Source organism: Paenibacillus sp. CAU 1782, from assembly GCF_054551715.1.
In genome coordinates, this window is the sequence record NZ_JBTOLL010000003.1 from 129,801 (window position 1) to 144,460 (window position 14,660).

At 51.8% G+C, this 14,660-nt stretch carries 11 protein-coding genes; 9 read left to right on the plus strand and 2 right to left on the minus strand.

The window, feature by feature from the left end:
- The first annotated feature begins 149 nt into the window (after window positions 1-149).
- The 3 genes from ACX93W_RS11310 (at window position 150) to ACX93W_RS11320 (ending at window position 5,758) form a co-directional block, all read left to right on the plus strand.
- A complete protein-coding gene (locus tag ACX93W_RS11310) occupies window positions 150-818 on the plus strand; it encodes a hypothetical protein (RefSeq protein WP_459392478.1) in 669 nt (222 codons plus the stop codon).
- A 1,080-nt stretch (window positions 819-1,898) separates the two neighbouring features.
- Window positions 1,899-4,517, plus strand: a complete 2,619-nt coding sequence (adhE, locus tag ACX93W_RS11315; protein WP_459392479.1) for a bifunctional acetaldehyde-CoA/alcohol dehydrogenase — start codon at window positions 1,899-1,901, stop codon at window positions 4,515-4,517.
- A gap of 158 nt (window positions 4,518-4,675) precedes the next feature.
- On the plus strand, window positions 4,676-5,758 hold the full coding sequence (locus ACX93W_RS11320) for an undecaprenyldiphospho-muramoylpentapeptide beta-N-acetylglucosaminyltransferase (RefSeq protein WP_459392480.1): 1,083 nt from the start codon (window positions 4,676-4,678) through the stop codon (window positions 5,756-5,758).
- A 5-nt stretch (window positions 5,759-5,763) separates the two neighbouring features.
- Here ACX93W_RS11320 and ACX93W_RS11325 read toward each other — a convergent pair whose 3' ends face one another.
- Window positions 5,764-6,336, minus strand: a complete 573-nt coding sequence (locus ACX93W_RS11325; protein ID WP_459392481.1) for a cysteine hydrolase family protein — start codon at window positions 6,334-6,336, stop codon at window positions 5,764-5,766.
- Between the two features lie 211 nt (window positions 6,337-6,547).
- On the opposite strand from ACX93W_RS11325, the gene ACX93W_RS11330 reads away from it, so the two are divergent.
- The 5 genes from ACX93W_RS11330 to ACX93W_RS11350 all read left to right on the plus strand — a co-directional run bounded on the left by ACX93W_RS11330 (window position 6,548) and on the right by ACX93W_RS11350 (window position 11,720).
- Complete coding sequence (locus ACX93W_RS11330) at window positions 6,548-7,159, plus strand: TetR/AcrR family transcriptional regulator (protein WP_459392482.1); 612 nt, start codon at window positions 6,548-6,550, stop codon at window positions 7,157-7,159.
- 174 nt (window positions 7,160-7,333) lie between these two features.
- Window positions 7,334-8,386 (plus strand): LacI family DNA-binding transcriptional regulator, encoded by a 1,053-nt coding sequence (locus ACX93W_RS11335; RefSeq protein ID WP_459392483.1) that lies wholly within the window; start codon window positions 7,334-7,336, stop codon window positions 8,384-8,386.
- Between the two features lie 101 nt (window positions 8,387-8,487).
- Window positions 8,488-9,651 (plus strand): Gfo/Idh/MocA family protein, encoded by a 1,164-nt coding sequence (locus ACX93W_RS11340; RefSeq protein WP_459392484.1) that lies wholly within the window; start codon window positions 8,488-8,490, stop codon window positions 9,649-9,651.
- Window positions 9,652-9,856: 205 nt separating this feature from the next.
- Window positions 9,857-10,585 (plus strand): ThuA domain-containing protein, encoded by a 729-nt coding sequence (locus ACX93W_RS11345; protein WP_459392485.1) that lies wholly within the window; start codon window positions 9,857-9,859, stop codon window positions 10,583-10,585.
- A 34-nt stretch (window positions 10,586-10,619) separates the two neighbouring features.
- Window positions 10,620-11,720 carry a Gfo/Idh/MocA family protein gene (locus ACX93W_RS11350; RefSeq protein ID WP_459392486.1) on the plus strand — a complete coding sequence of 367 codons (1,101 nt, stop codon included), beginning with the start codon at window positions 10,620-10,622 and terminating at the stop codon, window positions 11,718-11,720.
- 81 nt (window positions 11,721-11,801) lie between these two features.
- Here ACX93W_RS11350 and ACX93W_RS11355 read toward each other — a convergent pair whose 3' ends face one another.
- Window positions 11,802-12,317: a GNAT family N-acetyltransferase gene (locus ACX93W_RS11355; protein ID WP_459392487.1), complete on the minus strand. Its 516-nt coding sequence runs from the start codon at window positions 12,315-12,317 to the stop codon at window positions 11,802-11,804.
- A 168-nt stretch (window positions 12,318-12,485) separates the two neighbouring features.
- On the opposite strand from ACX93W_RS11355, the gene ACX93W_RS11360 reads away from it, so the two are divergent.
- The gene (locus ACX93W_RS11360) at window positions 12,486-14,639 is read left to right on the plus strand and encodes an alpha-amylase family protein (protein WP_459392488.1); all 2,154 of its coding nucleotides are present in this window, start codon (window positions 12,486-12,488) and stop codon (window positions 14,637-14,639) included.
- Window positions 14,640-14,660: the final 21 nt, after the last annotated feature.

Genomic DNA, 14,660 nt, shown 5'->3' on the forward strand with positions numbered 1-14,660 from the left:
TAATTTGGAACTTTATTTCCAGTTATTCGTATTGATATAAGTCGATAAGCCAAGTTGATAGCGAAGAAGCATCTAATCAAAACGCTGGCGCCGTCTTTGGCAAACCGCCTCTGATGCGATAATTAACGCAGTGAAGGAGAATCAGCATATTGAAGCATCAAATCTCAGTCCACGACCAAAGAAAGTTTAACCGTCTATTCAGTCTCACAATTGTAGGCATCATTGCGGTCCTGTTGTTGGCCTCATGCGCGAAAACGGAGAATGACGATAACGCCATAGCAATCCTCTCACCTAATAAGGACCTTCCCCATGCTGAAAGCATCAAAGTTGCCGGACTGGGGCATTTGCTGGACTATCAAATTCAATTGCCTCGGGCCAACGAAAGCTGGCTTCGGGTATGGCTGGAAGGGTATGTGGACGGCAAACGTGTTCAGGAGGACCCTATTTGGGAGATGTCTTTTGGAAACAGTCCATTTGCTAATGAAAACGGTCCGTTAGGGGTTGGATTTATTCCTTTTGAAGACTCTGTGCTTGTATACGGATATGGGCCAAGCGGAAAGCTTTTGCCAAATCGGTTGCCGGACGAATATAGCGTTGCGATAAACAATGCCAATCTTGCTTACGCGGCGACAGAAGATAACGTCATCAGATTACAACCTGACGAAAGCCGCATCATCGGCACCTATTGGCAGATGAAGGTGGGGGAATCGCTTCGTTCGGCAGACTTTTTGGATGAAGAAGACGTAATGGCCTTTACTCGGGAGCATTCGGTTGTGCTGTTGATAAAAGCCCAGGTTACAGAACGCGATAGCCCTTAGATAAAGGCAAGAAGCAAAAGCTGGTGGGTCCCGATGCTGAATAACAAAGAACTCGCATGGTGTCAGATTATATGAGGCAAGTGGCAGGGATGTAAAGGCAACAACCGACTACTCCGCATTGGAATCAGTGTGCCGAAGGATCCCATTAAAAATATTGGTTTGAATATGCGGCTGCGACAGCTTGGTGAAAACTGAGTTAACGCGGCTGCATTATTAGCCAGCGTGTCCCGGCCGCGGATTGAGCGTCGACAGAACGACGTGCGAGATGAGGCGAAATACGTTGGGGGATCGCACCTTTGCGTGGTACCTTGGCAACATCTAGGCATCGTGCCTTTGCGTGGTAACCTGGGTACCAGCCAGGCATCGTGCCTTTGCGTGGTAACCTGGGCACCAGCCAGGCATTGTACCTCAGCATCGTAGGTTGGGCATCAGCCAGGCATTGTACCCCAGCATCGTAGGTTGGGCACCAGCCAGGCATTGTACCTCAGCATCGTAGGTTGGGCATTAGCCAGGCATTGTACCTCAGCATCGTACCTTGGCAACACCTAGGCATCGTGCCTTTGCGTGGTAACCTGGGCACCAGCCAGGCATTGTACCTCAGCATCGTACCATTGCATGATACCTTGGATACTTGGATAACTGGAGTTTGTCGAAGGTGTATGCTGGAGATTGTCCTTCTGTAACGGACGCGGATGTCCATTACAGGCTCAAAACCAGCAAATCTGAACAATTAACGGTCATTTTTGTCCATTAGAGCTCCAAATGGCCCAATTTACGCGGTCAAAACTACTCTAACGGTCAGCGATGTCCGTTACAGATGAAAAATCGGCGAATTTGCCTTCTACCGGACATGGATGACCGTTACGTCCGCCTGAACCCATCCCAATCGCGTTAAAAATCGATCAAAAGGGGCAAAAATGCCGGATTGTGAGATTGCTCTCTTTTTCCGGACAAAAATCAGGTGAAAATTTTCACAAAAACCGATAATATGTGAAATAATTCACAGAATCTGACTTTCTCCAGAGGTATATTGGATTCAAGAAGAGATAAACAAAGACTACCTTACAGGAGGGAAAACAAATGGCTGTTAAAGAGAGCAAAGTAAAAGATCAGCCGGCTGCTGAAATGACGGCGGGCGAACACGTGAATCAGTTGGTGGCGAATGCGAAGAAAGCGCTGGAGCAGTTTATGAAGCTGAACCAGGATCAAGTGGACACTATCGTGCAGGCAATGGCCTTGGCCGGTCTGGACCGCCATATGGAACTGGCGAAAATGGCTGTAGTGGAAACGGGCAGAGGGGTGTACGAAGACAAGATCACCAAAAACATCTTTGCAACGGAATACATCTACCACGACATCAAGCATAAAAAAACCGTTGGCGTCATCGAGGAAAACAGATACGAAAACTATATGAAGGTAGCAGAGCCGCTTGGCGTGCTTGCCGGGGTTACTCCGGTAACCAATCCTACCTCGACAACGATGTTCAAAGCGCTGATTGCGGCGAAAACAAGAAACCCGATCGTATTCGGTTTCCATCCATCCGCTCAAAAGTGCAGCGCTGAAGCTGCCAAAACGCTGCTGGACGCAGCCGTGAAAAACGGAGCTCCCGAGCATATGATTCAATGGATCGAATTGCCGTCCGTTGAAGCGACGCAAACGCTGATGAACCATCCAGACGTTGCGCTCGTGCTGGCCACAGGCGGTCCCGGCATGGTCAAATCGGCTTACAGCACAGGCAAACCGGCGCTTGGCGTAGGTTCGGGCAACGTGCCGGCCTTTATCGAAAAAACGGCGGACCTGGAGCAAGCGGTCAACGATATCATCCTCTCGAAAACGTTTGACAACGGCATGATTTGCGCATCCGAGCAAGCGGTGATTATCGAAGAACCCGTCTATGAAAAAGTGAAAAAGCTGATGGCGGATCAAGGCTGTTATTTCTTGAACAAAGAAGAAACGGCAAAGGTTTCCGATCTCGTTATCGTGAAGGATAAATGCGCAGTCAACGGCGCGATCGTAGGCAAACCTGCAACCTACATTGCCGAAGTCGCTGGCGTAAAAGTGCCGGCCGGCACAAAAATGCTGGTGGCCGAAATCGGCGGCGTTGGGCCCGATTATCCGCTGTCGGCAGAAAAGCTCAGCCCTGTGCTTGCTTGCCTCAAAGTCAAAAATGTCGAGCAAGGCATCGAAACAGCCATGAAGGTTGTTGAATTTGGCGGCATGGGCCACTCGTCGGCGGTTCACTCCAATGATGACGCCGTAATCCGTGCATTTGCGGATCGCCTGCAAACAGGCCGCGTTCTGGTCAACTCGCCTTCGACGCATGGCGGCATCGGCGACATCTACAACTCCAATACGCCTTCGCTTACGCTGGGCTGCGGATCGTACGGCAAAAACTCGACAACGTCCAACGTAACTGTCGATAATCTAATAAACGTGAAGCGGGTGGCACTAAGAGCCGTGAATATGCAATGGTTTAAAATTCCGCCAAAAATCTTTTTCGAAAGAGGCGCAACGCAATATTTGGCTAAAATGCAAGGAATTAGCCGCATCATGATCGTTACGGACCCCGTTATGGTGAAACTTGGCTATGTGGAGCGGGTTGAATATTACCTGCGCAAACGCCAAACGCCGGTTATTGTCGAAGTATTTTCGGAAGTAGAACCTGATCCTTCGATCGAAACGGTCAGACGCGGCGTTGCGATGATGGAGGCGTTTAAGCCGGATTGCATTATCGCGCTGGGCGGCGGTTCGCCAATGGACGCGGCCAAAGGCATGTGGCTGTTCTACGAGCATCCCGACACCGATTTCCAGTCGGTTAAACAGAAGTTCCTGGATATCCGCAAACGCGTATACAAATACCCGCATCTGGGCGACAAAGCCAAATTCGTGGCGATTCCGACAACGTCTGGCACCGGCGCAGAGGTGACCTCGTTTGCGGTTATTACCGACAAGGAAAACGGCAACACCAAATATCCGCTGGCCGATTACGAGCTGACGCCGGACGTTGCGATCATCGATCCCGATTACGTGCTTAGCCTGCCGAAAAACGCAGTGGCCGACACTGGCATGGACGTTTTGACGCATGCGATCGAGGCGTATGTATCCAACATGGCTAATGACTTTACCGACGGCTTGGCGCTTCATGCGATCCAGCTGGTATTTGAAAACCTGGCCAATTCGTACAATAACGGAGATGCGTTCTCCCGCGAAAAAATGCATAACGCTTCGGCGATTGCGGGCATGGCGTTTGCCAACGCGTTCCTTGGCATCAACCACAGCTTGGCGCACAAATGGGGCGGGCAATACCATACGGCTCACGGCCGCACCAACGCAATCCTGCTGCCGCACGTTATTAAATACAACGCGTCGAAACCGTCGAAATTCGTGGCGTTCCCGAAATACACGCATTTTGTAGCCGATCAACGTTATGCCAAAATCGCTCGTATTCTGGGCTTGCCGGCACGTACGACGGAGGAAGGCGTAAACAGCTTGATCGAAGCGATCCGCAAGCTGAACAAAGAGCTCGATATCCAAGAGAAATTCGAGGATCTGAAAATCGATCCGAAGGATTTTGAGCAACGCGTCGATTATTTGGCCGACCGCGCTTTCGAGGATCAATGTACAACCGCCAATCCGAAGCTGCCGCTTGTTACCGAGCTGGCGGATGTGTACAGAAACGCGTTCTACGGCAGATTCTAATTAATGCAGCAACTACGTCAGAGTCAAAAAGCTTCGAGGGCTTTCCGCCCCCGGAGCTTTTTTGGCTGCGTAATGATACTTGACGAGAAATTGTCGAGAGGGAATGTTAATTTGCGACGGGAAACGTATAATGGTAATACCGAACAGAAAAAGGATGGATGGCATTGAACAAGATCGTATTGACCGGCGGAGGATCAGCAGGTCACGTTACCGTCAATTTAGCATTAATACCGCTCCTTCAAGGAGAAGGCTGGAGCGTCGATTACATAGGCTCGGAAACCGGAATCGAAAGGGACTTGCTGCGCGAAGTGAACGACGTGGCCTATTGGCCCATCGCAACCGGCAAGCTGCGCCGTTACCTGGACTGGCAAAATGTAAAGGACCCTTTTAAAGTGGTCAAAGGGTTATGGCAAGCCTATCGCATTATCCAAAAGCAAAAGCCCAACGTCGTATTTTCCAAAGGCGGTTTTGTGTCGGTGCCCGTTGTGTTAGCCGCCTGGATGAACCGGGTGCCCGTACTCATTCATGAATCCGATCTGACGCCGGGACTTGCGAACAAAATCGCGATTCCTTTTGCAACGGGGGTATGCACGACTTTTCCGGAGACGGGCGATGCCTTGCCTTCGGGCAAAAGCCGGCATATCGGAGCAATTGTCCGCAAGGAGCTGTTTGCGGGCAATCCTAAGCGCGGCCGGGATTTGTGCGGGTTTCGCAGCGGCAAGCCGGTATTGATGGTGATGGGGGGCAGCTTAGGCGCTAGACGAATTAATGAGGCTGTGCGCGAGGCGTTGCCGGAGCTGCTTCAGCAATATCAGGTTGTCCATTTGTGCGGCAAAAATGGGTTGGATGAAAGCATCTCCCTTCCTGGCTACAAGCAGTTTCCGTTCGTGGGAGAAGAGCTTCCTGATCTGCTGGCGATGACGGATGTAGCCGTGTCCCGCGCAGGCTCCAATTCCATCTTCGAGTTTCACGCCGTCCGCATTCCGATGCTGCTCATCCCTCTGCCGAAGGGACAGAGCAGGGGCGATCAGCTGCTCAATGCCGAATCCTTCCGCAAAGCCGGATACAGCGATGTATTGCCGGAAGAGGAGTTGACTGCGGGCGAGTTGGTGAAGCGGCTAGGCGAGGTATACGACAACCGCGATAGCTACAAGGCGAATATGGAACGGCACGACGGCAGCGATAGCTTGACCGAGCTTTACAAGTGGCTGCTGGAGATCAAGCGAAAGCCGTCCAGATAAAGCAGCTAGTTAGATAAGGATGCGTCCCATGCATCCACAGTCAACACCTCGGCTTGCAGGGGGAAGACCTTTTCGATTAGAACGCGATGAACCTCGGGGTCGGCGTCGATGCAGGCATCGGATAACAGCGTGAGGGCAAAGTCTTTATCTGCTGCTTCCCGTAAAGTGGATAGCACGACCCCGCTTGTAGCGATTCCGCTGAGAATGAGCTTATCAACCTCGTAAGACCGAAGAATCACCTCAAGGTCGCTTCCGGTAAATGCGCTCACGCGAAGCTTGGTTACAATCGGTTCGTCCGGCCGTGGCTGAATGGAACTATGAATTTGCAAGGCCGCTTCTGGAACGGCTGCTCCGGCCCGACCGGGAATACCCCCGAACATTTTATTTCGGGAACTAATCTCCGGATAACCCGGACGAAACGCAACCAGAACGTAAATAACGGGAATCCCATGATTGCGAGCGGCCTCTATAGCCTTTTGAAATGGAAGCAGCGTCTTTTCACTGTCTACGTATCGTGAAACGACGCTGTTTTGCATGTCCATAACTAATAACGCGCTCTTGCCTTGTGAATTTTGCATTTTTCAAATCTCCTTTTTATCGAAATGAATCGAGAACCAAATTACCGTCTTAAAAGTACTGTTTTAAAAAGTACTGTCTTAAAAACCTCCTTCTTTAAAATCGCTCTCTTAAACGGAGGTTATTCTCCGCTTATGGATGATTATACGGAGAGGATTCTCCGTTTGTCAACAAAACGCTCGTGATGTATGATTTATGCAGAGGTGTTATCCCATGATGCTTAATAATAATAATTCAACTGGAGTCGGTGCCACGACAGATTCCATAGTTGCTAAACCTCCCGATAAAAGATTGCGTGCAGATGCCCAAAAAAATCGGGATAAGCTGCTTCAAATCGCCCATAGCGCATTTATGACTGAAGGCATCTCCGTTTCAATGGATGAAATCGCCAGGCGAGCCGATGTAGGAGTGGGCACTGTCTATCGACATTTCCCGACCAAGGAGGATTTGTTTGGCGCCGTCATTGTCACCCACAAGGTGCGTCTTATCGAAGAAGCCAATCAGTTGCTTGACCATGCCGATCCGGGCGAGGCGTTCTTTCACTATTTTGCAAAGATCATAAGGGAAGGAATTGCAAACAAGGCGATAACGGATGCCCTTGTCAGCAGGCTTAATGGTGAAGCGGGGCGTTCCGAGGTTGCAAGCGATTTTTGGCGCGGAATTCATAATTTGCTAGACCGCGCCCAGCAAAGCGGCTCCGTACGGGCCGATGCTCGCATTGAGGATATCCAAGTTCTGCTTGCCGGCGTCTTGCAGGCAACCGGAGATGGCGGGACTTTCCCGGAACGCGTGGTGTCCATTTTATGCGACGGTCTTCGTAAATAAAAGAATAGACAAGTAAGCGGGCATTCAAAAAGTCCTTGAAAGAATAGGACAAGTAAGGGATCGTCCAAAAAGCCGAAAATCCATACATTTATCGCGTTGACTTAAAAGCGGTTTCATGACATAATGTACGCGTGTACATTATGTCTTTTTATTGACAAGCAATAGTCCCAAGATATGTCGTCGAAGGAGGATGCCTTTATCAGCAGAAAAGAAGTAGCCGAGCTGGCCGGCGTTTCGGAAGCCACGGTGTCGCGGGTATTGAACAATGTGGGCCCGATCAAGGAAGAGACGCGCCGCCGCGTGCTGGAAGCAGCCAGTCAAGTCGGGTATGTGCCCAGCGTGCTGGCTCAGCAATTCGCGCGGAGAAGAAGCGGCAATATCGGGGTAGTGCTGCCTTTTATGCCCAAGGTCAAATTGTTTTCCACTTATTATTTTTCGGAAATATTGAGCGGAATTGGCGAAGCGGCGCAGCGCTTTGGTTACGATCTGTTGCTGATCTTCAAAAACCCCGATGAGTCGCACGATTATGCCAAGCTGTTTCGGGCTCAAAAAGTGGATGCATGCATCATGCTTGGATCGCGCGACGTGCCTGAGGAACGGAGAGCGCTGAAGGAGCTGCAAGCGGAGGGCCATCCGTTTTGTCTGGTGAACCAGCATTTTGGCGGCGAGGACTTCCCGGCGGTGGATGCGGATCATGTGCGCGGAAGCAGGCTGGCTATACGCCATTTGCTGGAGAGCGGCAGACAAAAAATCGCATTTTTGAACGGCCCGCCGCAATACTCCAATAGCGGAGACCGATTAAGGGCCTACCGGGAGGAAATGCGGGAAGCGGGACATCCGGTCAAGCAAGAGCTGATGTTTGTAGGCAACTACAGCCGGACGAGCGGTTATGAGCTGGCTGGCCCAATCGGGGACGGCATAGCGGCAGGAGCGATCGACGCCGTATTCGCAGCCAACGACCGTATGGCTATCGGGCTGATGCAGGGATTGGCGGAGCGCGGCCTGAAGCCGCGTGAGGACTACGCCTTGGTGGGATGTGATGATTCCGACAGCTCAAGGCTGATCAGTCCCAAGCTTTCAACGATTAGCGTCCCCTTTTATGAGATGGGCAAGCTGGCGGCGGAAAGACTGCTGTCGACGGAGAAGAAAGATGAATTCGGAAATCAGGCGGAGGGCAATGGCTTGATTCGTCTCCCCGTAGCATTTGAGCCCAGAGAATCCTCGTAAAAACAGAAAAGCACCTAAATGAAACCAATTTCGCAATCAAAAGCGGACTTTTTGAACAACCTCGTTACGCAATCCAAATTCCGGAGAGGCGGTAGATCAGGATGGCAAATGTAAGAGTAGGCATGGTTGGATATAAATTTATGGGAAAAGCGCACAGCAACGCCTATCGGGCGCTGCCGATGTTTTTCCCCGACGCGGCTTCAAAGCCGGTCATGAAGGTAATCTGCGGACGCGATCCCGTTCAGTTGGAACAGGCTAGGTCGCAATTTGGCTGGGAGCAGTCGGTTACGGATTGGCGCGAACTTGTGGCGCGCGACGATGTGGATTTGATTGACATCAATGCGCCAAGCGACGCCCATAAGGAAATTGCATTGGCCGCTGCGGCTAACGGCAAACATATTTTTTGCGAAAAGCCGCTTGCGCTGTCGCTCAAGGATTCCCGTGAAATGCTGGAGGCTGCGGAGCGTGCCGGAGTCACGCATATGGTGGGCTTCAATTATCGCTTCGCCCCCGCCGTGCAATTGGCCAAAAAGCTGATCAGCGAAGGACGGATCGGGAAAATCTATCATTTTCGCGGCGTCTTTCTGCAGGACTGGATCGTTGATCCCAATTTCCCTCTCGTCTGGCGGCTGCAAAAAGAAATTGCCGGCTCCGGCTCGCATGGCGACTTGGGAGCTCATGTCATTGATATGGCCCGGTATCTCGTTGGCGAATTTCACGAGGTAATCGGAATGAGTGAAACGTTCGTCAAGCAACGTCCGGTTGCTTCGGCGATGACGGGCTTAAGCGCCAAAGGCGAAGCGGGTGGCGAGCTTGCCGACGTAACCGTGGATGACGCCACCGTGTTTATGGCGCGTTTTGAAGGCGGCGCGATGGGCAGCATCGAAGCAACCCGTTTTGCAGCGGGGCATCGTTGTACCAACGCGTTTGAGATCAACGGCAGCAAAGGCAGCATCAAGTTCGACTTTGAACGGGTGAACGAGCTTCAAGTCTATTTCACCGATGACGCCGATGACGTACAAGGCTTTAGACGCGTTCTTGCCACTGATCCCGCGCACGCTTATATGGATGCCTGGTGGCCGGCGGGTCATACGATCGGATACGAGCATACGTTTACGCACGAGGTGCTGGAGCTGATGAATGCGCTGAGCGAAGGACGCCAGCCGGTGCCAAACTTTGTGGACGGCGTCAAATGCCAGGAGATTCTGGAAGCGGTGGATCTGTCTATCGCGGAGCGTAGATGGGTCAAGCTGAACGAGATGTAAGGCAAAACGGTGCAGCGTAAGGAATGTGGCCTAAGGAGCGCAGCCTATGGAGTGTAGTCTAAGGAGTGTAGCCTAGGAGTGTAGTCTAAGGAATGCAACCTAAGGAATATAACCCAAGGAACATAGTCTAAGTAATCGTTGCGACGTAAAGCGTTGTAAGGTAGAGCGATGTAATGCAAAATGCGGTATGCCGGAGGAGAAAACGATGAAAAAAGCATTGATTGTTTGGGGCGGATGGGACGGCCATCAGCCCAAGGAGGTTTCCGAAATTTTCCGCGCTCAGCTGGAGGGCGAAGGTTTCGAGGTAGAAGTCAGCGATACGCTCGAAGCATTTGCGGACGGCGAAAAGCTGAAGGGATTGGATTTGATCGTGCCGCTATGGACGATGGGACGAATCGAGCAAAAGCTGGTGGACAACGTTTCCGCCGCCGTACAAAGCGGCGTAGGTCTTGCGGGCTGCCATGGCGGCATGTGCGACGCTTTCCGCGAAAATGTGGATTGGCAGTTCATGACGGGCGGCCAATGGGTAGCCCATCCCGGCAACGACGGGGTTGCGTACACGGTGAACATAAGCAACACATCCAGCCCGCTGACGGCTGGCATTGAAGATTTCGAAGTCAGCTCCGAGCAGTATTACCTGCATGTCGACCCGGCAGTTGAAGTGTTGGCGACGACTCGTTTTCCTATCGTTCAAGGCCCGCACAGCTATAACAAAGCGGTGGATATGCCGGTGGCATGGACCAAGCGCTGGGGACTGGGGCGCGTTTATTACAACTCGCTTGGACATCAGGCGAACATTATGGAAATACCGGTTGTGAAAGAGCTGATGCGCCGGGGCTTTCTGTGGTGCGCGGAAGGCAAACGCGTAGCGGAAGAAACAGGCGCGGCTAAAGGACAAGGCGTATACAGCGGCATGGCGGACAACCAGCTTTAGAATTTCATTATGGACGAACGAGGGATGCGGAATCATGAGAAAGCTGAAAACGGGCATTATCGGTACGGGAAATATCAGCGGCATCTATTTGGAAAACGGCAACCGCTTTGACAGCCTTGAGGTTGTCGCCTGCGGCGATTTGAACGTCGAGCTTGCGCAAGCCAAAGGCGAGCAATACGGCATACGGGGCGGCTCCGTGGAAGATCTATTGGCTGATCCCGAAATCGAACTGATTATTAATTTGACCATTCCGAAAGCGCATGCTTCCGTTAATTTGCGGGCGTTGGAGGCCGGGAAACACGTTTACGTGGAAAAGCCTTTTGCGGTTACTCGTGAGGAAGCGGGCGAGGTGCTTAGGCTGGCGGAGGCCAAAGGGCTGTCTGTGGGCAGCGCGCCGGACACGTTCCTGGGAGGCGGCATTCAAACCTGCATCAAGCTGCTGCAGGACGGCTGGATCGGAACGCCGATCGGCGCAACGGCATTTATGGTGGGAGGCGGCCATGAAACCTGGCATCCGTCCCCGGAGTTTTATTACCAGACTGGCGGCGGACCGATGTTTGACATGGGGCCATATTATTTGACGGCGCTGGTAGCCATGCTGGGGCCAATCACGAGAGTAACGGGTTCGGCACGCATCTCCTATCCGGAGCGCACCATTACGAGCCAGCCTAAATTCGGGCAAAAGGTTCAGGTGGAAGTGCCGACGCATATTGCGGGCATCATGGATTTTGCATCCGGTCCAATCGGCACCATTCTCACCAGCTTTGACGCCAAAGGGGCGACTACGCTGCCGCGTATCGAGGTTTACGGAAGCGGCGGCACGATGCTGGTGCCGGACCCCAACAATTTTGGCGGTGAAATCAAAATTTGGCGCGCGGGAGCGAAAGAATGGTCGTCCATTCCGCTTGCGTTCGGCTATAGCGAAAACGCGCGCGGCGTCGGTGCCGCCGATATGGCAAAAGCAATCGTGAGCGGCAGGCCGCATCGCGCAAGCGGAGAATTGGCTTATCATGTGCTGGAAGCCATGCACGGTTTCCATGACGCATCCGAGCAAGGCGCACATTACCGGATGCAAAGCACCTGTACCCGACCTGCGCCATTCCCGCTAGGCATGCAGCCGTATATTTTGGACTAAAAAAACTGTTGCAGGAGAGGGACTGCCGTTTATCGGCAGTCCCTTAGCCGCACGGCCAGAAGATTTGCGCAGGGCGGATGGTTAACGATATTCGCTTCGCAACAGTGACATGACATGAAGCGATTCGTAGGTTTCCCCCGATTTGATGCAGTCCCTCAGCGTTCCTTCCAGCGTAAATCCCATTTTTTTGTACAAGCGAATGGCCCGTTCGTTATTTACTTTGACGTCCAGCCAGAGACGATGAACGGCTAAGCTTTCAAACGCCCATTTTTTCAGGAGGCGAAACGCTGCCGTCCCATAACCTCCGCCTTTGCGGGAAATGACAATGCGGGTTAATTCCAGGCTGTCGTGAGGACTGCACAATCCCGCCAAAATAAGATAACCGACGGGACTGCCGTCCTGAGCAGTTTCGATAAAGAAGTAACGAATGTCAGGATTGTTCAGCGAATTCTCATGCTTTTCAAGCGTCCACGGCTGAATAAAGACGGCATTTTCGGGAGCGCTCTCCAACGAGGCGATAAAAGCCAAATCCTCTGCTTGCGCTGCCCGGAACTTGACACTTTCAAGATTATCGATAATCATAGAGTTATCATTCATATTAATTTTGCTCCTTTATTTTGCAGATTGGAACCGCTTGCATTTAAGTGTCGCAGCTTCATTTTCTACCATTATTCAACAGTAAAGTGTACACCATCTTGAGAGGGCAGGCTATGTGAAATATCAAAGCCGCACAAGTCCTAAACGGGAAGGGGATTGAATTGGATCATGAACTGGTGGGCCGGCAATACGCTAAGACTGGTGCAAAATAATTTGAGAGAAGTAGACGCGGATCTGGACGTCGACAAGCTGATCAGCCAATTGAAGTCGATGGACGCCAATGTGTTGATGATGAACGCGGGAGGCATGTTCGCCTTTTACCCCTCTCAGCTTCCGTATCAATACGTCACGCCATATCTCAAGAAGGATTTGCTGGGGGAAAGTATTCAAAAGGCGCACAAAAACGGAATTCGGTTTATTGCCCGTTTTGATTTTAGCAAAGCGCATGAATCCATTTTTCGGCAGCGTCCGGAATGGTTTTATCGCACGTCGGAAGGCAGGGAGGTTAATTATTTTGGCATCGTCCATACATGCCTGAACGGGGGCTATCAACAGGAGAACAGCCTGGCTATTTTGGAGGAGGCGCTTTCTGCGTATGATGTGGACGGCGTGTTTTTCAATATGTTTGGCTACCAGAACTGGGACTACAGCGGTAACTACTACGGCACCTGCCATTGCGATAATTGCCGAGCCCGGTTCAGAGAAATGTATGGCTTGGAGCTGCCTGCGGAAGAAGACCGGGGCAACGAAACCTTCCGCAAATACCGCGAATTTCAAGAAAAAACCTCCATGGATATTCTGGAAAAGATATCTGCTCACATCAAGAAGCTGCGCCCCGATATTGCCATCAGCACCTATCACCACCACAAAGTAGACATTGTTCGTCATGAATCCAATACGGCGCTGAACCGGCCGCTGCCCAAATGGCTTTACTCCGCGGCGGAAAATATAATGCCGATTATGGGCAGCTACGAGGACAAGCTGGTCAGCAACTGCTCGATCAACGCTATCGATTTGACGTATCGTTTTACGGGAGTGTCCCGTCAGGAAAGTGAAATCCGACTGTATGAAAGCCTGCTCAGCGGGTCGGGCCTTGATTTCTGTATCATAGGCGCATTCGAGGGGTATCCGGATCGCGAAAATCTGGAGACGGTGTCTTCCATATTCCGTTATCACAAGCAGCACGAGAAATGGTTTGGACAATTCCAAAGCTTGGCGGATGTTGTTTTGGTCAAGCCGTCTCCTTCTTCGGTGCGGGATTCGTCCAAGGAATATTTGGGCGTATTCAAAATGCTCAAAGAAAGCCATATTCAATTCGACGTCATCAAGCAGGATAGGCTGGAACGGCTTGCGGCAAGTCCGGCTAAAATCGTTATTTTGCCAGGCGTTGAGCGGCTGGACGAGGAACAGCTGAAGAAGCTTGCGGAGTGGCGAATGCGCGGGTTGCATATTTTGGCGACGGGCGGTTCGTTAGCCTTTCAGCCGAAGGCGCTGCAAGAGCTGTTTCATGCTACGGCGGACCAAGTGATCCACGAAACGACAGCATCCTATGTACGGATCGATGATAAAGGGATGTTCCCGCAATTGGCCCAGCGGGACTGGGTTGTTGTGGACGGTGCGTTTAACGCGGTTACATTTAGTGATGGCGTGGCGAAGAGTTTGCCTTATATCGCTCAAGCCAGCTTTGGTCCTCCCGAGCGGGCGTACGGGCATGTCGAATCGTCGGAGCTTTACGCCTTGGGCATCAAGCCGCCGGGATCGGATGGCAATCCGGGAGGCAGCGCGTATGTATGCTGGAATGTCGGAGAGTTGTATTACCGGCATGGCTTTTCGGATTACCGCTGGATTCTGCTTGGCGCGTTAAATCGTCTTGTTCCCGAGGAACAAAGGACATTGTCAACCAATGCACATCCCAGCGTGGAAATCGCTCTGCATCGTCTGTCGGATGGTTCCCGGTTACTGCAGCTGCTGAACTTGTCCGGCTTTAACGGCATGACTTACGAGGAGCCGATTCCTTTTGGCGATATTGAGGTGCGAGTGCAGGGATGGCCCCCCAGCGGGAACGGCGAGAAGCCTTCACGCCCGATTTCCCTAACTGCTGGAGACATCCGAACCACTTCTACTACATCAACCGCTAATGGAAGCCTAACCAGCGGCGATTTGATTTCTGGAGACAGTTACGCAGGTGACCGTACCGCTTCTTCTGTTCCATCATCAGGCAGCGAGTCAGTAACCAAGGCAACATGGCGAACAGAAGACGGAGCGACAGTGCTGGTTGTGCCAAAATTGACCTCATATGCCGCATTTCATTTAAAAGCCTGAGCCTGGGTTTCTTTTGGGCCA

What these genes read in the sequence shown, in the direction of transcription:
- ACX93W_RS11355 (WP_459392487.1), bottom strand. Translation starts at nt 12,317, where the DNA reads ATGAATGATAACTCTATGATTATCGATAATCTTGAAAGTGTCAAGTTC.
- ACX93W_RS11330 (WP_459392482.1), top strand. Translation starts at nt 6,548, where the DNA reads ATGATGCTTAATAATAATAATTCAACTGGAGTCGGTGCCACGACAGAT.
- ACX93W_RS11345 (WP_459392485.1), top strand. Translation starts at nt 9,857, where the DNA reads ATGAAAAAAGCATTGATTGTTTGGGGCGGATGGGACGGCCATCAGCCC.
- adhE (WP_459392479.1), top strand. Translation starts at nt 1,899, where the DNA reads ATGGCTGTTAAAGAGAGCAAAGTAAAAGATCAGCCGGCTGCTGAAATG.
- ACX93W_RS11360 (WP_459392488.1), top strand. Translation starts at nt 12,486, where the DNA reads ATGAACTGGTGGGCCGGCAATACGCTAAGACTGGTGCAAAATAATTTG.
- ACX93W_RS11350 (WP_459392486.1), top strand. Translation starts at nt 10,620, where the DNA reads ATGAGAAAGCTGAAAACGGGCATTATCGGTACGGGAAATATCAGCGGC.
- ACX93W_RS11335 (WP_459392483.1), top strand. Translation starts at nt 7,334, where the DNA reads ATGTCGTCGAAGGAGGATGCCTTTATCAGCAGAAAAGAAGTAGCCGAG.
- ACX93W_RS11340 (WP_459392484.1), top strand. Translation starts at nt 8,488, where the DNA reads ATGGCAAATGTAAGAGTAGGCATGGTTGGATATAAATTTATGGGAAAA.
- ACX93W_RS11325 (WP_459392481.1), bottom strand. Translation starts at nt 6,336, where the DNA reads ATGCAAAATTCACAAGGCAAGAGCGCGTTATTAGTTATGGACATGCAA.
- ACX93W_RS11320 (WP_459392480.1), top strand. Translation starts at nt 4,676, where the DNA reads ATGGCATTGAACAAGATCGTATTGACCGGCGGAGGATCAGCAGGTCAC.